This window comes from Pseudomonas sp. FP1762 (assembly GCF_030687105.1).
Taxonomy (GTDB): domain Bacteria; phylum Pseudomonadota; class Gammaproteobacteria; order Pseudomonadales; family Pseudomonadaceae; genus Aquipseudomonas; species Aquipseudomonas siliginis.
The window spans coordinates 3,600,353-3,618,761 of record NZ_CP117458.1 but is presented as its reverse complement, the minus strand read 5'-3'; the positions used below and the strand labels follow the sequence as shown (position 1 = coordinate 3,618,761).

Genomic DNA, 18,409 nt, shown 5'->3' with positions numbered 1-18,409 from the left:
CCTCAACTTGCTACATAAACGGCACTTTGGCTCCTGACTCCCAGTCAATACCCGCAGGCTCGCGGTTCGAGCCTGACTGTTCAGCGCACCTGATGTAAGGTTGACCGTCATCTGGACGGCCATGGATTGGAGTAAAGCAGTTGTTCAAAAAGTACGCATGCTACTTGAGCATTTGTTTGCTCGCTGCGCCGTTTGTCGCTTGCGCCGATGAGCCGCTGCCCCCGCTCGAAACCCTGCCGACGCCTGAAATGCAATTGCCGGTCGAGCCGCGCAGCCCGTTGCAGGCGGTTTTGATCAGCCTGGCGCAGTCGTGCCCGGCGATCGCTCCGCGCCTCAATGGCCCGGCGTTGAGCCAATTGCAGGCGTTTTATGAACAGCAGGACTGGATGCCGGTGTGGGCGAGTGAGTCGGCACGCTTGCCGGCATTGCGCGCGCAATTGCAGCTGTTGGCCGACGACGGGCTGAATCCGAATCGCTATGCGGTCGCGACGACACCGCCCCAGGATGGCGAGTTGTGTGCCGACATCGACATCAGCCGCAACTATCTGCAGGCCTTGCAGGATCTGCATTACGGCCGTCTGTTGCAGTCGCATTTCGAACCGCTGTGGCGTGTCGACGGCCCGCCGACCGATCGTCAGGCGCAATTGCTCAGCATTGCCGTGCCGGGCATGAACGATATCGCTGCGGCGTTCAACCTGGCGCGTCCGCATCTGCCGCAATATCAGAGCCTGCGTCAGCTGTATGCCGCGCAACGCTTGCAAGCCTTGCCGCAATGGCAGCCGGTCGGCAGCGGCCCGTTGCTGCGCCCGGCGATGGAAGACCCGCGCGTGCCGGAACTCGCCCGACGGTTGTATAGCGAAGGCTACTTGGCACACGCACTGGTGACGCCGGACAACGCCTACGATGACGTGCTGGTGGAGGCAGTGAAACACTTTCAGGCCAGCCATTCGTTGCAGGCTGACGGCGTGGTCGGGCCGGGCACGATTGCCGAGCTGAACATCAGCCCGCTGACCCGCCGCGATCAGTTGCGCGTCAATCTCGAACGTTTCCGCTGGATGGCCCAGGACATGGAGCCCAGTGGCCTGGTGGTCAACGTGGCTGCCGCTGAGCTGACGCTGTATCAGGGCGGTCAACCGGTGTGGCAGACCCGCACCCAGGTCGGCCGCGCCGAACGCCAGACGCCGCTGCTCAAATCCCGCGTCACCCGGCTGACGCTGAACCCGACCTGGACCGTTCCGCCGACTATCTGGAAGGAAGACAAGCTGCCGGAAATCCGCAAGGACCAGACCTTCCTCAGCCGCCAGAATCTGCAAGTGCTCGACGCCAACGGTCAGCCTCTGGCGGCGGCGGATATCGACTGGGACAACCCCGGCAACATCCTCCTGCGCCAGGACGCCGGCCCGCGCAATCCGCTGGGGCAAATGGTCATCCGTTTCCCCAACCCGTTCTCGGTGTACCTGCACGACACGCCGAGCAAGGCGCTGTTTGAAAAAGGCCCACGGGCGTTCAGCTCCGGTTGCGTGCGGGTCGAGCACCCGCTGCAACTGCGCGATCTGCTGCTGTCCCCGGCAGAAAAAGCCCGTACCGATACTTTGCTGGCGACCGGTAGCACCCATGAATTTCGCCTGTCGGCGCCAGTGCCGATCCTGATGACTTACTGGCCGGCGCAAGTCGACAGCAGCGGCCAGGTGCGTTATGCGCCGGACATCTACAGCCACGACAGCGCATTGCTGGCGGGGCTGGATCGGGCGCATTGAGTCCGGCACCAGCACGGCAGTCAAAGATCTGAGTTCGATGAGTGATTTCAGGTCGACGAATCCCGTACAAACACCTCGGTCAGTCCCCTCTCCCTCGGGAGAGGGCTAGGGTGAGGGGCCGATTTCAAGCCGAACCCATTACTCAAAATCTCACCGCCTCAGCTCCTCCACCAACCACGGCAAAAGCTCCTCACACGAGCCTTCAATCTTCAAATCCAGCAAATCATCCGCCCGGGTCTTGCCCAGATTGATCGCCATCAACGGCTTGCCACGCTCGGCAATCACCCGACACAAGCGAAACGCCGAATACGCCATCAACGACGATCCCACCACCAGCAACCCCGCCGCATTCTCGGCAGCGGCCAAGGCCCGCGCGGCCGTCGGTTGCGCCATGTTCTCGCCGAAAAACACCACATCCGGTTTCATCCGCTCACCCGCGCAATGCGGGCACTGCGGTACCTGAAAGCGCGCTTCAAATGCCGGGTCGAGCAAGGTATCGCCATCCGGCGCCTGCACCGCATCAACACCACTCAGGTAGGGATTCTGTGCCTCCATCTGCTGCTGGATCGCATCGCGCTCGCTGCGTTGCCCGCAATCCAGGCACAGCACCCGATGCAGACTGCCATGCAGCTCGATCACATCCTGGCTGCCGGCCTGATCGTGCAAGGTATCGACATTCTGCGTGATCAAATCGCTGATCCGGCCGCGCTGCTGCAACGTCGCCAGCGCCTCATGCGCCGCGTTCGGTCGGGCCTGACGGACGCGCGGCCAACCGAGCATGGCCCGCGCCCAATACCGCCGGCGTGATTCCGGGGCGGCGAGAAATTCCTGATACATCATCGGCTGCCGCCCGCGACGCACGCCGTCACTGTCGCGATAGTCCGGAATGCCCGATGGCGTGCTGATGCCGGCGCCGGTCAATATCAGCAAGTTATCATCGGCCATGGCCTGCAACAGCGTATCGAGATGTTCGCGGATCGGGCTATCGAGCATGCTCAGCACTCCAGAATGGGCAGTGCCCCGCAGGTTAGCACGCGATCCGTACGGGTTACTTGCGCGCCTCCAGTATCAGGTTGAAAGGCGTTTGCGTGGCGCGGCGGAACTGCTTGAACCCGGCCTCGACAAAGACTTTGCGCAGGCGCATTTCCCCAGCCTGCGCACCGAGCCCGAGGCCGACTTCCTGGGACAGCGAATTGGGCGTGCAGATAAACGTCGAGGCGGCGTAGAACAGGCGCCCGACCGCGTTGAGATTGTCGTCCAGTTTGTCGTTGGCGAACGGTTCGACCAGCAACACCGTGCCATCACCTTTCAGCGACTCATAAGCGTGGCGAGCGGCGCCGACCGGGTCGCCCATGTCGTGCAGGCAGTCGAAAAAGCAGATCAGGTCGTAGTCGCCGCCGGGATAGTTTTTCGCCGTGCCCTCGAAAAATCTGGCGCGATTGCCCACGCCACCTTCTTCGGCGCGTTGCGTGGCGACGGTGACTGACGGCGCATGGAAGTCGAAGCCGACAAACTGCGATTTCGGAAACGCCTGGGCCATGATCACCGTCGAGGCGCCGTGACCGCAGCCGATGTCGGCAACCTTGGCGCCGCGTTCGAGTTTGGCCACCACACCGTCCAGGGCCGGAAGCCATTCGGCAATCAGGTGACCTTTGTAGCCGGGGCGGAAGAAGCGTTCAGTGCCGCTGAACATGCACGGATGGTGATCGCCCCAAGACAAGGCGCCATTGCCGCGCATGGCCTTGACCAGTTTGTCCTTGTCATGGAAAAACGACGCCACCACGCCGAGACCGCCGGCGACGTACACGGGGGATTCCTCCACCGCCAGCGCCAAGGCCTGCTCTTCGGGCAAACGAAACTGACCGTCAGAGTGTTCCATGTAACCGGACGCGGCATGGGCGCTGAGCCATTCGCGTACCAGGCGCGGATTGCAGGTGGTTTTCGCAGCTAGGGCTTCGGGGCTGATCGGTTGGCTGTCGGCCATTGCCCGGTACAGGCCGAGTTCTTCGCCGACGATGACATTGGCCAGCATCGCCGCGCCGCCCATGTCGTTGACCAGTTTGCCCATGAATTCGTTGAGCTTCGCCTCATTCATCACGTGTGCTCCTGAAACAGGATCACCGTCCGGCGGCGTTGAATGTCGAGGCAGGCGCCACCGGGCGGTGGTCACGGATTGGGGCAGGGCACAGCAGACGTCCTGCGGCCCCCTCGACTGGGTAATGAATGAGTCTAGCCGGTGTTTTTCTCAGCGTGGCAGCGGCAACTTCAGTTCAGCGCACAACCCGCCACCTTCACGATTGCTCAACAGCAGCGAGCCACCCAGCGCCATCGCCAATTGCTGGGCGATCGCCAGCCCGAGCCCGGTGCCGCCGGTGTCGCGGTTGCGCGAATTTTCTACGCGGTAGAACGGTTCCAGTACCTGCGCCAACTCGGCCTCGGCGATGCCCGGGCCGCGATCGAGGACTTTCACCGACAGGCTGTTGCCCTGCGCTTCGACCTGCAATTGCGCGGCGCCGGCGAATTTCAGGGCGTTGTCGGTCAGGTTCACCAGGACCCGGCGCAGGGCCTGCGGGCGGGTTTCGATTACCGCTTTGCTCTTGCCGCCGAGCTGCACGTCCTTGCCCATGTCCTGATAGTCGAAGACCAGGCTGTCGAGGAACGAGTCGAGATCGGTACGCCGGCTTTCTTCGGTGGCGCCGTGAACGCTGCGGGCGTAGGCCACGCCTTCGCGCACCAGATGCTCGATCTCGCCCAGGTCGCTGCTCAGTTTGTCTTTCTCGACCGAGTCGTCCATGAACTCTGCGCGCAGTTTCATCCGGGTGATCGGCGTTTGCAGGTCGTGGGAAATCGCCGCGAGCAGTTGCATGCGTTCTTTCAGGTAGGCGGCAATGCGCGTCTGCATGGCGTTAAACGCCCGCGCGGCGTGGACCACTTCGGTCGGCCCTTGCTCGTCGAGTTTGATCGGGTGCGCGTTGGGATCGAGGGTTTCCACGGCGTTGGCGAGGCGAGTGAGGGGGCGGATGGCGATGCGCACGGCGAGCCATGTGCAGAGGATCAGTAACGCCAGTTGGCCGAGCAGCACCACCGGCAACCACGGCGACAACGGCACCATCGCCGGACGGATATCGATGGTCACCGGGCTGCCGTCGCTCAGGCGCAGGTGGCCCTGGAAGTGTTGTCTCGGACCGCCGGGAACTTCGGTAAACACGATTGGATAAGTGTCGCCGATGGCCGCCGTAATCGAGGCGATCGCGACGGACTTTTCAGCTGAGGTCACCGGCATGCCCGGTTCGCCCTCGTTGAGCAGGTAGCCGTAATTGCGCCGGGCCAGTCGCGGCAGCCAGGCCTCGCGCTCGGCGGCGGGCAGGCGATCGAGGATCGCCATCGAAGTCGAGACGTCGGTTTCGAGGTTGCCGAGCATGGTGCTTTTCGCGCTCTGGTAACGCTCGTAATACTGCGCGCCGAACGACAGGCCCTGCGCCAGAATCAGTCCGATCAGGAAAATCAGCGACAGGCGCGAGGCGAGAGTGCGCGGCCATTGCAGCTTGAGTTTCATGCCGAAGCCCCAAGCAGTTCGACCGGCAGCGAGAACACATAACCTTCACTGCGCACGGTCTTGATATAGGCCGGCTCGCGAGCATCGTCCAGCAGGCGTTGACGCAGGCGACTGACCAGCAGATCAATGGAACGGTCGAACAGATCGGCCTCGCGCCCTTGGGTCAAATTGAGTAACTGATCACGGCTGAGCACCCGTTGCGGATGGTCGAGGAACACCCGCAGCAAGCGGTATTCGGCACCGCTGAGGGCAACCATGGTGCCGTCGCTGTCGAGCAGGTGGCGGGCCGAGGTGTCCAGCTGCCAACGACCGAACGCCAGCAGGCGTCCGGCTTCGGTGACCACCAGGTTCGGCGGCAACATGCGTGTGCGGCGCAACACGGCGTTGATCCGCGCCAGCAGCTCGCGGGCGGCGAAAGGTTTGGTCAGGTAATCGTCGGCGCCCATTTCCAGACCGATGATGCGGTCGGTCTCATCGTTGCGCGCGGTGAGCATCAGCACCGGCGTGGCCTTGTGTTTGCCCACGCGCAATTCACGGCACAACTGCAGGCCATCGTCGCCGGGCATCATGATGTCGAGCACGATCAGGTCGACGGTGTTGGCATCAAGGAAGCTGCGCATCTGCCGGCCATCAGCGACCACTGTCGTGCGCAGGCCGTTCTTCTTCAGGTAGTTGCCTACCAGTTCACGGATCTCGCGGTCGTCGTCGACGATGAGAATGTGATCGACATGTTCCATCGGTTCAAGCCTCTGTCAAAGGGGGAATGCCGTGCAGTCTATAGCGCCGTTGACCGCACGCCTGCCTGCCTTTGTATTGCAGTGTATCTGTCGCGACGGCGGATACACACCGACGCAAAATCACGATTTTTTCGGGGTTTTGTATCGCTCTGTATCTACACATGGCGTGGATACACAACGAGTGATTCTCGTCCTTTCCTGACACAGACGCGATACCTCAAGCGCCTCAAATAGGCTCCATCGAGGCACACACAGACCGCCTCGGCTCAAACCCACTGAAGCCTTGAGGACTACACCATGAACAATAAATCCGTATTCGCCGCCTGCCTGTTCGCCGCTCTGAACATCTGCACCCTTTCGGCCCACGCCGAGGCTGACGTCAGCCGGCAAACCTACACCTACGGCACGCATCTGGATATCCAGAAAGTGCTGTCGATGACTGAAGACACTTCAGTGACCTGCGGCATCACCGAGGCGCGCATGACCTACCTCGATTCCGCCGGCAAAACCCGCGAGCTGGATTACAGCAAATTCGCTGACGGCTGCAACAACCAGAACTGAGTCATCCCTACTTTTTCTGCAAGGAGTTTTGCCATGAACAACGTCTCGCGCTTTCTGACCGCAGCAGCCTTCGCCTTCACCGGTGCCGCCGCCCACGCCAACAGTGCTGTGGAGCAGAGCAGTTGCGCCAGCAGCACCTGCTTCCAGCTGACCACGGTCGCGAAGGAGGGCAGCGATGCACTGATCGCCGCTGATGGTTCCAGCCGCACGCCGCAGGGGCAGATGGTTGCCGCTGACGGGTCGAGCCGCACGCCGCAGGGCCAGATGGTTGCCGCTGATGGATCGAGCCGCACGCCGCAAGGCCAGATGGTTGCTGCTGACGGATCGAGCCGCACACCGCAGGGCCAGACGGTTGCCGCTGATGGTTCCAGCCGCACACCGCAAGGCCAACTGGTCGCGGAAAACGGTGCCAGTCGCACGCCTCAAGGGCAGCTGCTGGACGGCCAGACCGCATGAGCCACGGCGTAGATAAAGCAGGCTAGCGAGGGACGTTTCCCTCGCTGCCCGGTTGCGTGCCCAGCCCCCACATTCAAGGTGACCCCGTTATGTACCTCATCGCATTTCTCGGCGGTCTGCTGACCGTCCTCAGTCCGTGCATCCTGCCGGTGGTGCCGTTTCTGTTCGCTGGCGCCAACCGTACCCGTTCCTCGATCTTGCTGACCCTCGCCGGCATGGCGCTGACCTTTGCGCTGATCTCAAGCCTCGCGGTGGTCAGCAGCGAGTGGGTGATTCAGGCCAGCAACACCGGCCGCCACGTTGCCTTGTTGGTCATGGCGCTGTTCGCCCTGTCGCTGATCTCGGCCCGCGTCGGTGACTGGCTGACCAGGCCCTTCGTCGCCCTGGGCAATCGTCTCGATCAGGACACCCGTAAAAGAGCCGGACCGATGGGCTCGATCATGCTCGGCGTCGCCACCGGCCTGTTGTGGGCGCCCTGTGCCGGGCCGATCCTTGGGGTGATTCTGACCGGCGCAATGTTGCAAGGCGCCAATGCCCAGACCAGCCTGTTGCTGCTGGCTTACGGCGTCGGCAGTGCCTTGTCGCTGGGAACGTTGATCTTCGCCGGGCGCGGTCTGGTCAATCGGCTGAAACCGTCGATCCCGTTCAGCGGCTGGTTGCGTCGCGGTGCCGGGGTTGCGGTGCTTGCTACAGTTGCGGTGATTTCCACGGGCGCCGACAAGGCTCTGCTCGCCAATACCTCTTCCGAAGGCGTGGCCAGCGTCGAGAAAAACGTCCTGGAAAACGTGCCGAAAGTGGTCGACTACTTTGTCAGCAAGGTCCGCGCCGATTCGATGATGGACGAGGCGCGGGGCGCGATGCCGTCGCTGTCGGGCGCTGTGCAGTGGCTCAATTCACCGCAGCTCAGCGCTGAATCCCTGCGCGGCAAAGTAGTGCTGGTGGACTTCTGGACCTACGACTGCATCAACTGCCAGCACACCCTGCCGTACGTCAAAGACTGGGCGAAGAAATACGAGAAGGACGGCCTGGTGGTGATCGGCGTGCACACACCCGAGTATGGCTACGAGCGCATCATCAACAACGTCAAGGATCAGGTGAAAAAACTCGGTATCACCTACCCGGTGGCGATCGACAACGACTACGCAATCTGGCGCAACTTCGACAATCAATACTGGCCGGCGCATTACCTGATCGACGCCAAGGGCCAGATGCGTTACAGCCACTTTGGTGAAGGTCGCTATGCGGAGCAGGAGCAGATGATCAAGCAGTTGCTGGAAGAGGCGAAAGCTCCGGCAGCCTGATCAAAAAAACCAATGGCTCACAGGTCGCGGACCATGAGCCATTGTTGTTTTTCCCACGCCTGGAAACCCTCCAATAGCTGCCAGCCGCGTTTACCGTAGTAGTCGTGTTTGTCTTGCGTGTGCAAGTACAACCGCGACACCCCACGCTGCTTTGCTGCCTCGCAAATCCCTTCAATCAGCTGCTCCGCCAAGCCTCGCCCGCGCGCCTCGGGGTCAACGAATACGCAGGCGAGCCATGGGCCGAGATCGGCGCGATCGGTCAAATCGTTGCGGGCCAGTGCGGCACCACCGAGCAGGCGTTCACCGTCCATGGCAATCAGGCACGACCATTCACCATTGCTTTGGCCCTCGGCAAATTCGCGCTGCCATTGAGCCAGGGGCTGGTCGGCGTATTCGTAGTGGAATTGTTGGTGAATCCACGCCGCGTAGCGATCGCTGTGTTGCATGTGCGCGGCGAGCCAGTCGAGGTGCAGTGACATCGGTCGAGTCCTTTGCGTGGGCGAGCCCGCATCAGAAACCAATCCCGCGACGCTGACAATGCGCAAGGTGTATCAGGTGCTTGACAGATTTGCGCCACTCATCGGCAAAGTGCCGGGTTTATGGGGCTGGCGGACGATTGACAGGGACGCCGTGCAGCCTCGGCGCGATAGTGACCAAGCACAGTCTGCGCCGCCGACTGTGCATTCTTTCTGCCACGGAGCTCGCTGTCATGAGTACCCCGCTTGATCTCACTGCCCTGAAGGAACGTCAGAAAGTCGCTTGGGCCAGTGGCGACTACGCCGTGATCGGCACCACCTTGCAAATCGTTGGGGAAAACCTCGCCGAGGCTTGCGATCTGCGCTGTGATGAACAGGTGTTGGATGTCGCCGCCGGCAACGGCAATGCAACCCTGGCAGCGGCGCGGCGCGGTTGTGTGGTGACCTCGACCGATTACGTCGCGGCACTGCTGGAGCGTGGTCAGGATCGCGCCCGGGCCGAGCATCTGGAGGTGATTTTTCAGGTGGCCGATGCCGAGGCTTTGCCTTTTCCCGATGAAAGCTACGACGCCGTGTTGTCGACGTTCGGCGTGATGTTCGCGCCTGACCAGGTCACCGCCGCTGCTGAACTGGGGCGGGTCTGTCGTCGCGGCGGACGGATCGGTATGGCGAACTGGACGCCGGAGGGCTTCGTCGGCCAGATGTTCAAGACTCTCGGCCAGCATCTGCCACCGCCAGCGGTTGCACAGCCTCCATCGAACTGGGGCTCGGATGCGTGGCTGCACAAGCATTTCGATGACCGCGATTTTGTCGTGCGCGTGACCCGCAGCCACTTCAACTTCCGCTACCGCTCGGCGGCGCATTTCATTGACATTTTTCGGCACTGGTATGGGCCGGTGCACAAGGCTTTTGCGGTGTTGCCAGCGGAGGCCGGGCAGGCGCTGGAGGATGATCTGACCGAGTTGCTCAATCGAGCGAATCGCGCCGGGGAGGCATCGCTGGTGGTGCCGAGCGAGTATCTGGAGGTGGTGATTACCAAGCGCTAGTCCCCATCGGATCTCCTGATCGATGAAGATCTCTGTGGGAGCGAGCCTGCTCGCGAAAGCGGTGTGCCAGCCAACCTTGATGTTGATGGAACGACCGCATTCGCGAGCAGGCTCGCTCCCACAGGGAATGTGCTTATTTCAAATGGCCGCGATCAAACCACTCCAGCGCCGTGCGCCAGATGCAGATCCCCAGGAAATAAGCCGACATCAGCAGCCACAAGCCCATCACCAGCGGGTTGATCACCGGGTGATTGAGCACCAGCGACAGGCTGCACAACAGCCAGATCGCCGTCACCGCAATATTGATTGGCATGAAACGCCGCACGCGAAACGGGTGCAGGAACTTCATCCGCGTCACCGTCAGCAGCGCCAGCCCGATCACGGTGAGAAAGGTAATCCACGGCCCCGGGCCAATGATGTACAGGCACAGCGCTACCACGTTCCAGGCCGCCGGGAAGCCGACAAAATAGTTGTCCTTGCTCTTCATGTTGACGTTGCAGAAGCAGAACAGCGACGACACCAGAATCACCGACACCGTCAGCAACAGGGTGTAATCGGGCAGGGGAATGTAGCGGTAGATAAACAGTGCCGGGATGAATACATAAGTCAGGTAATCGATGACCAGATCGAGGATCGAACCGTCGAAACTCGGCAGCACCGATTGCACATTGACCTTGCGCGCCAGTGCGCCGTCCAGGCCGTCGACGATCAGCGCAACGCCCAGCCACATCAGGCAATGGATCGGCTGGTTTTCCAGCAGGGCGAGTGTGGCGAGGAAGGCGGTGACCACGCCGGTCGCGGTAAAACCATGGGCGCCCCATGCTTTCAGCCTGGCGATGTGTACGGTTGATATCACGAGGGCGTTCTCCAGAAAGTGAAGCAAGCCGGTTATCGCCCATCATCAGAAAGGGCGTCGGCAAACCGGGTCGGGTTGCAGCTATCGACCGGTTTAGCCGGGATAAGGTTCACCACCCCTGAATCTTAGCTGGCTGGCGAAAATTTTCTCGCGTGGCGATTCAACGGTGATCGGGCGTCAGCCCAACGGTGCTGGCGCTATGGCTGCGTCGGTCTATCGTTGCCTGACGCGATCGGGCCGTGGCCTCGGAGGATAACGTCATGAACACCAGCGATTTGCTTGAACAACTGCTCCGAGGCCAGGCCTCGGCGGGACAACAACGCGGAGCTTCGGCCGGTGACGGCCTGGGCGGTTTACTTGGTGGACTGTTGGGCGGCGGCAGTCAGTCCGGAGCGGGTGGCGCGGCTGCTTCGGGTGGCCTCGGCGGCCTGGGTGGTTTGCTCGGTGGCTTGCTCGGCGGCGGTGGCTTGGGAAGCGCCCTCGGTGGCGGTAGCAGAAGCCGTACCGGCGGGACCAGTTACGCGGCGCTCGCATCGCTGGGCATGATGGCTTACCAAGCGTATCAAGCCTGGCAACGCAGCCAGGCCAGCACCGCGCCGCAGGAGCTGCCACAAACCGCCGACCTGCTCGCCGGCCCGCAAATCGAAACCCACAGCCACGCGGTACTGCGCGCCCTTATCGCCGCCGCCAAGGCTGACGGCCGCATCGACGACGCAGAAAAGCATCTCATCAGCAGCGAAATCGGCAAACACACCGCCGACCCGCAGTTGCAGCAATGGTTCGACGCCGAAGTCGCCAAGCCGCTGGATGCCCGCGAAGTGGCGCAATCCGCTAACGGCGATCCGGCCGTAGCCGCCGAAATGTACCTGGCCAGCGTCATGCTGGTAGACGATCAACAGGACGCCGAACGCAGCTATCTCGATGAGCTGGCCGCCGCCTTGAACATCGATCCCGACTTGCAGGTGCATCTGGAACAGCAGGCGAAAGGGCAAGCCTGACCCGCTGTAAAAATCCCTGACACTGCCAGCCCCGGCCGTTCCATCCGTCCGGGGCTTTTTTACCTCGATTGAATTTTTCCGCCGCCGTGTTGCTCTTCTGCATAACAGAACCCGTCTGCCATCGGTGTGCTCATGAACAGGAACCTCGACGATTACAACCGCATGCGTGATTTTTCCGCGACGTCGGAACCGGCCGCAGTCAAGCGCTCGGGTCGTAAGTCGGCCAAGGATCATGCTTTGCAGTTCTGCATCCAGAAGCACGATGCTTCGCACCTGCATTACGACTTTCGCCTGGAACTCGATGGCGCGCTGAAAAGCTGGGCGGTGCCGAAGGGGCCGTCGCTGGACCCGTCGGTCAAGCGTCTGGCGATTCATGTCGAGGATCATCCGCTCGATTACGCGACGTTCGAAGGCAGCATTCCCGAGGGGCATTACGGTGCCGGTGATGTGATCGTCTGGGATCGCGGTGTGTGGATTCCGCTGGAAGATCCGCACAAGGCCTATGCCAAGGGCCGGCTCAAGTTTGAGTTGCAAGGCGAGAAGCTCGGCGGCGTGTGGAATCTGGTGCGCACGCACATGCCGGGCAAGAAAGAACAATGGTTCCTGATCAAGCATCAGGACAACGCCGCGCGCCCGCAGGATGATTTCGACGTATTGGTCGCCGAGCCCGACAGCGTGCTCAGCGAGCGCACGATTGTCGGCAAATCGGCGGCTGCTGCCGATAAAGCCAAACCGGTGAAAAAGGCCCCGGCCAAGCCGCGCAAGCAGGCGTCCGGGCAGCTTACCGGCGCGCGCAAGGGCAAGCTCCCAGCGCTGATCAAGCCGGAACTGGCGACGCTGGTCGACAGCGCGCCCGAAGGGCAGTGGAGCTACGAGATCAAGTTTGACGGCTACCGGATCATGGCGCGGATCGATCACGATGAGGTGCAGCTGTTCACCCGCAACGGCCATGACTGGACGCACAAACTGCCGCAGCAGGCCAAAGCGCTGGCGGCGCTGGGTCTGGAATCGGCCTGGCTCGATGGCGAAATGGTCGTGGCCAACGAGCAAGGCGTGCCGGATTTTCAGGCGCTGCAGAATGCCTTCGATGCCGGGCGCAGCGGCAACATTGTTTATTACCTGTTCGACGTGCCGTATCTGAATGGCGTCGACCTGCGCGACGTGCCGGTCGAAGAACGCCGCGCCGCGCTGAGCACCATCCTCGGCGCGCAGAAAGAATCGTCAACGCTGCGCTTCTCCGAAGCCTTCGAAGAAACCCCGGATGCGCTGCTCAACAGCGCCTGCCAGATGCAGATGGAAGGTCTGATCGGCAAGCGGCTCGGCTCGCCTTATGTATCGCGGCGCAGCGGTGACTGGATCAAGCTCAAATGCAAGCATCGCCAGGAATTCGTCATCGTCGGCTACACCGATCCGAAAGGCGCGCGCAGTGCCTTCGGTGCCTTGCTGCTCGGCCTGCACGACGCTGACAGTGGCGAGTTGCGCTACGCCGGCAAGGTCGGCACCGGGTTCAACGAAACCACGTTGAAAAGCATCCTCGCCCAACTTAAGCCGTTGCAGACCAAAGCCGCCGCAGTGGTCAATCCGCCCAGCGGTTTCGAGGCCAAAGGCGTGCACTGGCTCAAACCCAAACTGCTGGCGGAGGTGGCGTTCGCCGAGATGACCAAGGACGGCTCGGTGCGTCATGCCGTGTTCCATGGTTTGCGCGATGACAAACCGGCCAAGGACATTACCGAGGAGCGAGCGAAGCCTGTGAAAGCTGCCAAGTCCGAAAAAACCGAAAAGACCAAAACCGCCGACAAGCAGCCGGCAAAGAAAACCGCCGCCAGCAAAAAAGACGAAACCGCCCCTTCGCAAGCAGGTCTGGCCGGCGGCAAGGTACGCATCACTCACCCCGATCGAGTGATCGATGCGGTCAGCGGCACAACCAAGATGCAACTGGCGCAGTATTACGCCAGCGTTGCCGAACACATCCTGCCGCAACTTAAGGATCGTCCCGTGGCCTTAGTGCGTGCACCGGACGGCATCGCCGGCGAATTGTTCTTCCAGAAGAACGCCGAACGCCTGGCCATTCCCGGTATCACTGCTCTGGACAAGGACGTCACCGGCCAGCCAGTGATGATGATCAACAATCCCGAAGCGCTGGTCGGTGCGGTGCAGATGAGCACCGTCGAACTGCACACTTGGAACGCGACGAAGGTGGATCTGGACAAGCCCGATCGCTTCGTTCTCGACCTCGACCCGGATCCTGCGCTGCCATGGAAAAGCATGGTTGAAGCCACCGCGCTGACCCTGACTGTGCTCGATGAGCTGGGCCTCAAAGCCTTCCTGAAAACCAGCGGCGGCAAAGGCATTCACCTGGTGGTGCCGTTGACGCGCAAGCATGGCTGGGACGAAGTGAAGGACTTCAGCCACGCCATCGTCAGCCACATGGCCAAGTTGCTGCCGGACCGGATTTCAGCGGTGTCCGGGCCGAAAAACCGCGTCGGGCGGATCTTCATCGATTACCTGCGCAACGGCCTCGGTGCCACCACCATTTGCGCCTACGCCGCACGTGCGCGGGAAGGCATGCCGGTGTCGGTGCCGCTGTACCGAGAGGAAGTCGCTGAAATCAAGGGCGGTAATCACTGGAACATCTACAACGTTCACGAGCGTCTGACCGAAGTCGGCGATGAGCCTTGGGCGGACATGAAGAAAACCCGTCAGACCATCACCGCCGAGATGCGCAAGCGCGTCGGCATGAAAAAGTGATCAGGTGTCGCGCAGCAAGTCGTGGGCGTTGAGCAGTTCGAAGGCGATTTGCGGGTGGTTTTCCAGGCCCTTGCGAATCGCCGCCGGGATTGCCGCGCGAGTCTTGCGACACAGGCCTGGCAGCTCGTCGATCTGAATGGCAATGCCGCGCATGGTGCGCACTTCATTGAAACCGGGGGCGACGTCGACACGGATGCCGAGTTGCTCGTACATGCGCTGTTGCAGGCGTTTGAGGTCGTCGAGGTCTTTGAGTTGTTCCAGGCGCGCCAGAAGAATTTTTTCTTCAGCGCGAGTCAAGCGCAGGATGCGCAGGTCGGCGCCGGGCGTTTCCAGCAACGGATCGCGCCCGCAGATGCAGGCGCCGGGAGGGCAGGGTGAGCGCAAGGGCACGGTCGTCGTCATGGCCTCCATCATAGAGGCCGTCGGACATGTTTGCCTATGTGCACTCAGCGGCCGTCCATCGGCCGCTGCTTCCCTCGTGACTACTGCTGCACGCCTTCGTATTGCACCAGAATGGCGTTGGCCAGGTCTTCATCACTGGCGTTCAAGCCAGGGTTGGCCTGGCGCACCTGTTGCAGTACCGACTCAAGATAAACCCCACGAATGGCCCCGCCGCTGGCAACGAACGCAGACACGTCGTCACGGGCCGGAATGACCATTTTGTCGTCCTTGAAGGTCGAGTACAGCGACGCGGAGACACCTGCCGAGGTGGCGACGTCACCCGCGTCAACGCGGGCCAGCGCCGAACCGACCGGCAGGCAAAGCATTAAAGAAGAAATCAGGACTAACTTGCGCATGACGTGTTCCTCCACAAGCGCTAAGCAAAAAGGGAAGGGACTACATAACGTCAGAGGTGAACGGCGCGCGGGAGTTCCGTGAGCGGTGAAAAGCCGTGAGTCAGCGTTTTCACCGCTCAGTCGGTTCAGATCACCCCACAGGCCATGCGATCACCGCCACCGCCCAGTGGCTTGGGCATGTCGGAATGGTTATCGCCGCCGGCGTGAATCATCAGGGCGTGGCCCTTGATCTCGGAAATCTTCTTCAGGCGCGGTGCCAGCACCGGATAGTTGGCGACCCCGTCAGCCGTCACATACACCGCTGGCAGATCACCCAGATGCCCATCGGCGTAAGGGCCGAGATGCTTGCCGGTTTTGGCCGGATCGAAGTGTCCGCCAGCGGCCAGTGCCGCGCCTTTCACGCCATCCTTCGTGCCCGCTTCGCAGCTGCCGTTTTCATGGACATGAAAACCGTGGATGCCGGCCGGCAATGATTTCAGCTCGGGTGTGAACAGCAGGCCGTACGGCGTTTCGCTGACAGTGACAGAGCCGATCGCCTGCGGCGCACCGTCGGCGCTGACCAGATTGATTGCGACTTTCTCCGTTGCTGCCTGTGCGGTGCCGATTGCCAACGTGCCGAGCAGACCAAACCACAGTGCGCGTTTCATAAGCGTTTCCTTCAGCTGCATGAGTGTTCGAAGCGATGGATTCATAGCCTGTCGTGGTTAACCAGCGATGAAGGCGTTATCCATCGGCGCTGCAAGGTGTGACCGGGTTCACGCTTGAAAAGTTTTGCCGGATTCAAGTCGCCCCTTACATCAGCCGATACGCTCTGTGTCGGCAGTTCCCTGCACATAGGCTTAACTGAAATCCGACAAGCGCAATCCAGCGTGCCCACGGGAGATTCCACGGTGTCGATCAAACTGCGTTTGGTATTGCTGATTGCGACCAGCCTGCTGACGGCGCTGATCGTGAGTCTGGTCAGTTACGTCGGCAATCTGCGGATGGCCACGGCGGTCGGCGATAACACGGTAAGCATGAGCGCGCTGCGCAATCACATGGAAGCCGACATGATGCACGACGCCCTGCGCGCCGATGTCTATTCGGCGATGCTGGTCGGCCTGGGCAAGAGCACCGCCACCGCCACAGAAGTGCGCGATTCGCTGGCCGAGCACGCAGGGCATTTTCGTGAAGTGCTGGATGACAACCTGAAACTGCCGATCAACCCGCAGCTGCGCACGGCGCTGGAGCAGATCAAGCCGAGCCTCGACACCTACATCAAATCCGCCGAGCAGATCGTCGGCGTGGCGCTGGATAAGCCAGATGCCGCCCAACAGCAGCTTGGTACGTTCAATAGCGCCTTTACTCAGCTCGAAGAGCAGATGGGCGCGCTCAGCGAACTGATCGAAAATAACACCCTGCACACCAGCGAAGGCACTGAAGCGGCCATCCGCCACGCCAATGTCGCGCTGGGAGTGGTGCTGATCGCCAGTCTGTTGCTGCTGCTGATTCAGGGGCGCTGGGTGATCCTGAGTATCATGGGGCCGCTCAAATCCGCCAGCCGCATCGCTGAAAGCATTGCCCATGGCAATCTCAGCGAACCGATTGTCGAGCCCGCCGGCAAGGACGAAGCCAGCGTTTTGATCCGCACATTGGCGACCATGCAACGTGACTTGCGCAACATGATCGACGTGGTCCGGCGCAATGCCCACGGTGTCAGCGGCATGAGCGAGCAGCTCAGTCAGGGCTGCCATCAGGTCGCCGACAGCAGCCAGCAGCAAAGCGTTGCCGCTGGGACCATGGCGGCCGCCGCCAGCCAGATGACCGCCAGCATCGAGGAAATCACCCGCCACGCCGAACGTGCCCTGAGCATGGCCAATCAGGCGGAAACTCTAGCGAAGGAGGGCGGCGGGGTGATTCATCAAGTGGTCAGCGACATGGACGACATCGCCCGCTCGGCACAGCAGTCGGCGCAGGTGATCCGCACGCTGGATCAGGAATCCGAGGCGATCTTCAACATCATTCAGGTGATCAAGAGCATCGCCGACCAGACCAACCTGCTGGCCCTCAACGCCGCGATCGAAGCGGCGCGGGCAGGTGAGCAGGGCCGTGGCTTTGCCGTGGTCGCGGATGAAGTGCGCAGTCTGGCCGCACGCACCAGCGCCTCGACCCAGGAAATTGCCGCAATGGTCGCGCGCATCCAGAGCAGCACGCGCGAGGCGGTCAACAGCATGGAGGCCGGTGTGGCGCAGGTCGACAAAGGCATGGCGGTAACAGCGGAGGTTGAGCGGGCAATTCGGGAAATCCTCGACGCCACGCTGAACACCACGCAACTGGTCAATGACATCACCCGCACGATTGGCGAACAGAGTATGGCCAGCAACGAAATCGCCCATCAGGTGGAAATGATTGCGGGAATGAGCGAGGGCAATAGCCGGGTGATCGGGCAGACGGCGACGACTACGGATGAATTAGCGAATCTGGCGGGACAGTTGGCGCAGTCGGTGGATCGGTTTCGGTTGTGATGTTGGGGTAGACCCGCGGGTTTTCCATTGCCTGAGCCAGCGCTTTCGCGAGCGGGCTCGCTCCCACAAGGTTCGCCAGTGTCGAGTCCTTTGTGGGAGCGAGCCTGCTCGCGAATAGGCCAGCTCTGACAGGATTGAATCAGGCCAATGGTCCCTTAATCAAAATCTGAACGCCTGCCGCCCAACCAACAACCATTTCCCACCCTGTTTCTGCCAGATCTGGAAATTCTCGATCTCGGTCGGAATCACCTCGGTCCCCTTCAACGCCTGTGCGGAGAAGTGGTGACGTACCAGCGCGGTATCACCCGACATCGTGATGGTCTGCTTCTGCATCTCCAGGGTCTTGAATGCGCTGCGGCCGGTTTCGATGTCGGCGATGAATTCCTGCTTGTCCTGAATCTTGCCGCTGGAGTGGCCGTAGGTCAGGTTCGGCGCGGTCAGAGCGTTCAACTCGGCGATGTCTTTGTGCAGCATCGCCTGGGTCAGGTGATCCACCGCTTGGGCCACTTCCTTTTCCGCCGGGGCAGGGGCGGCCATGGCGCAGGCGCTGAAGGCGCAGAACAAACCGATGAGGAGGCGGGATTGGGTCATGTTGTTTCCTTGTTGTTATTGGGTC

18 protein-coding genes and 1 pseudogene are annotated in these 18,409 nt (G+C 61.5%); 9 read left to right on the top strand and 10 right to left on the bottom strand.

Going from position 1 to position 18,409, the window contains the following annotated elements:
* Positions 1 to 140: 140 nt before the first annotated feature.
* On the top strand, positions 141 to 1,757 hold the full coding sequence (locus tag PSH90_RS16015) for a murein L,D-transpeptidase (RefSeq protein WP_305381002.1): 1,617 nt from the start codon (positions 141 to 143) through the stop codon (positions 1,755 to 1,757).
* 150 nt (positions 1,758 to 1,907) lie between these two features.
* On the opposite strand, the gene PSH90_RS16010 is transcribed toward PSH90_RS16015, so the two are convergent.
* From PSH90_RS16010 to PSH90_RS15995, 4 genes are all read right to left on the bottom strand, one after another.
* On the bottom strand, positions 1,908 to 2,750 hold the full coding sequence (locus PSH90_RS16010) for an NAD-dependent protein deacetylase (protein ID WP_305381000.1): 843 nt from the start codon (positions 2,748 to 2,750) through the stop codon (positions 1,908 to 1,910).
* A 55-nt stretch (positions 2,751 to 2,805) separates the two neighbouring features.
* The gene (locus tag PSH90_RS16005) at positions 2,806 to 3,852 is read right to left on the bottom strand and encodes a class I SAM-dependent methyltransferase (protein ID WP_150741080.1); all 1,047 of its coding nucleotides are present in this window, start codon (positions 3,850 to 3,852) and stop codon (positions 2,806 to 2,808) included.
* A 150-nt stretch (positions 3,853 to 4,002) separates the two neighbouring features.
* Complete coding sequence (locus tag PSH90_RS16000) at positions 4,003 to 5,313, bottom strand: ATP-binding protein (RefSeq protein WP_110645568.1); 1,311 nt, start codon at positions 5,311 to 5,313, stop codon at positions 4,003 to 4,005.
* On the bottom strand, positions 5,310 to 6,050 hold the full coding sequence (locus PSH90_RS15995) for a response regulator (RefSeq protein ID WP_039762337.1): 741 nt from the start codon (positions 6,048 to 6,050) through the stop codon (positions 5,310 to 5,312). Before PSH90_RS15995 ends, PSH90_RS16000 begins: the two co-directional genes overlap by 4 nt.
* A 297-nt stretch (positions 6,051 to 6,347) precedes the next feature.
* Between PSH90_RS15995 and PSH90_RS15990 the strand changes: the two genes are divergently transcribed.
* The 3 genes from PSH90_RS15990 to PSH90_RS15980 all read left to right on the top strand — a co-directional run bounded on the left by PSH90_RS15990 (position 6,348) and on the right by PSH90_RS15980 (position 8,368).
* A complete protein-coding gene (locus PSH90_RS15990) occupies positions 6,348 to 6,611 on the top strand; it encodes a DUF2790 domain-containing protein (protein WP_016775158.1) in 264 nt (87 codons plus the stop codon).
* Positions 6,612 to 6,644: 33 nt separating this feature from the next.
* A complete protein-coding gene (locus tag PSH90_RS15985) occupies positions 6,645 to 7,067 on the top strand; it encodes a hypothetical protein (protein ID WP_305380999.1) in 423 nt (140 codons plus the stop codon).
* 89 nt (positions 7,068 to 7,156) lie between these two features.
* Positions 7,157 to 8,368 (top strand): cytochrome c biogenesis protein DipZ, encoded by a 1,212-nt coding sequence (locus tag PSH90_RS15980; protein WP_258706861.1) that lies wholly within the window; start codon positions 7,157 to 7,159, stop codon positions 8,366 to 8,368.
* A gap of 17 nt (positions 8,369 to 8,385) precedes the next feature.
* Here the strand turns inward: PSH90_RS15980 and PSH90_RS15975 are convergent, their stop codons facing one another.
* Positions 8,386 to 8,847 (bottom strand): GNAT family N-acetyltransferase, encoded by a 462-nt coding sequence (locus tag PSH90_RS15975; RefSeq protein WP_150741077.1) that lies wholly within the window; start codon positions 8,845 to 8,847, stop codon positions 8,386 to 8,388.
* 230 nt (positions 8,848 to 9,077) lie between these two features.
* Here PSH90_RS15975 and PSH90_RS15970 point away from each other — a divergent pair, with 230 nt between their 5' ends.
* Positions 9,078 to 9,890, top strand: a complete 813-nt coding sequence (locus tag PSH90_RS15970; RefSeq protein WP_095181981.1) for a class I SAM-dependent methyltransferase — start codon at positions 9,078 to 9,080, stop codon at positions 9,888 to 9,890.
* A 133-nt stretch (positions 9,891 to 10,023) separates the two neighbouring features.
* Here the strand turns inward: PSH90_RS15970 and pcsA are convergent, their stop codons facing one another.
* Entirely contained in the window at positions 10,024 to 10,746 is a 723-nt protein-coding gene (gene pcsA, locus PSH90_RS15965; RefSeq protein ID WP_039762346.1) for a phosphatidylcholine synthase, read from the bottom strand.
* 260 nt (positions 10,747 to 11,006) lie between these two features.
* Here pcsA and PSH90_RS15960 point away from each other — a divergent pair, with 260 nt between their 5' ends.
* On the top strand, positions 11,007 to 11,744 hold the full coding sequence (locus tag PSH90_RS15960; RefSeq protein ID WP_056789146.1) for a tellurite resistance TerB family protein: 738 nt from the start codon (positions 11,007 to 11,009) through the stop codon (positions 11,742 to 11,744).
* A gap of 132 nt (positions 11,745 to 11,876) precedes the next feature.
* Positions 11,877 to 14,492 carry a DNA ligase D gene (gene ligD, locus PSH90_RS15955; protein ID WP_305380998.1) on the top strand — a complete coding sequence of 872 codons (2,616 nt, stop codon included), beginning with the start codon at positions 11,877 to 11,879 and terminating at the stop codon, positions 14,490 to 14,492.
* Here the strand turns inward: ligD and PSH90_RS15950 are convergent, their stop codons facing one another.
* The 3 genes from PSH90_RS15950 to sodC all read right to left on the bottom strand — a co-directional run bounded on the left by PSH90_RS15950 (position 14,493) and on the right by sodC (position 15,936).
* A complete protein-coding gene (locus PSH90_RS15950) occupies positions 14,493 to 14,894 on the bottom strand; it encodes a hypothetical protein (protein ID WP_038861845.1) in 402 nt (133 codons plus the stop codon). It abuts the gene before it with no gap.
* Positions 14,895 to 14,974: 80 nt separating this feature from the next.
* On the bottom strand, positions 14,975 to 15,289 hold the full coding sequence (locus PSH90_RS15945; RefSeq protein ID WP_016775151.1) for a DUF2388 domain-containing protein: 315 nt from the start codon (positions 15,287 to 15,289) through the stop codon (positions 14,975 to 14,977).
* A 125-nt stretch (positions 15,290 to 15,414) separates the two neighbouring features.
* Positions 15,415 to 15,936, bottom strand: coding sequence for a superoxide dismutase family protein (gene sodC, locus PSH90_RS15940; protein ID WP_042609346.1), 522 nt, complete (start codon positions 15,934 to 15,936; stop codon positions 15,415 to 15,417).
* A gap of 222 nt (positions 15,937 to 16,158) precedes the next feature.
* On the opposite strand from sodC, the pseudogene PSH90_RS27540 reads away from it, so the two are divergent.
* Together PSH90_RS27540 and PSH90_RS27535 are read left to right on the top strand one after the other, a co-directional pair.
* Positions 16,159 to 16,887 (top strand): annotated as a pseudogene (locus tag PSH90_RS27540) (MCP four helix bundle domain-containing protein); the annotation flags it as partial.
* Between the two features lie 42 nt (positions 16,888 to 16,929).
* Complete coding sequence (locus PSH90_RS27535; RefSeq protein WP_370695144.1) at positions 16,930 to 17,793, top strand: methyl-accepting chemotaxis protein; 864 nt, start codon at positions 16,930 to 16,932, stop codon at positions 17,791 to 17,793.
* 159 nt (positions 17,794 to 17,952) lie between these two features.
* Here PSH90_RS27535 and PSH90_RS15930 read toward each other — a convergent pair whose 3' ends face one another.
* Positions 17,953 to 18,384: a nuclear transport factor 2 family protein gene (locus tag PSH90_RS15930; protein ID WP_252878452.1), complete on the bottom strand. Its 432-nt coding sequence runs from the start codon at positions 18,382 to 18,384 to the stop codon at positions 17,953 to 17,955.
* Between the last annotated feature and the right edge of the window lie 25 nt (positions 18,385 to 18,409).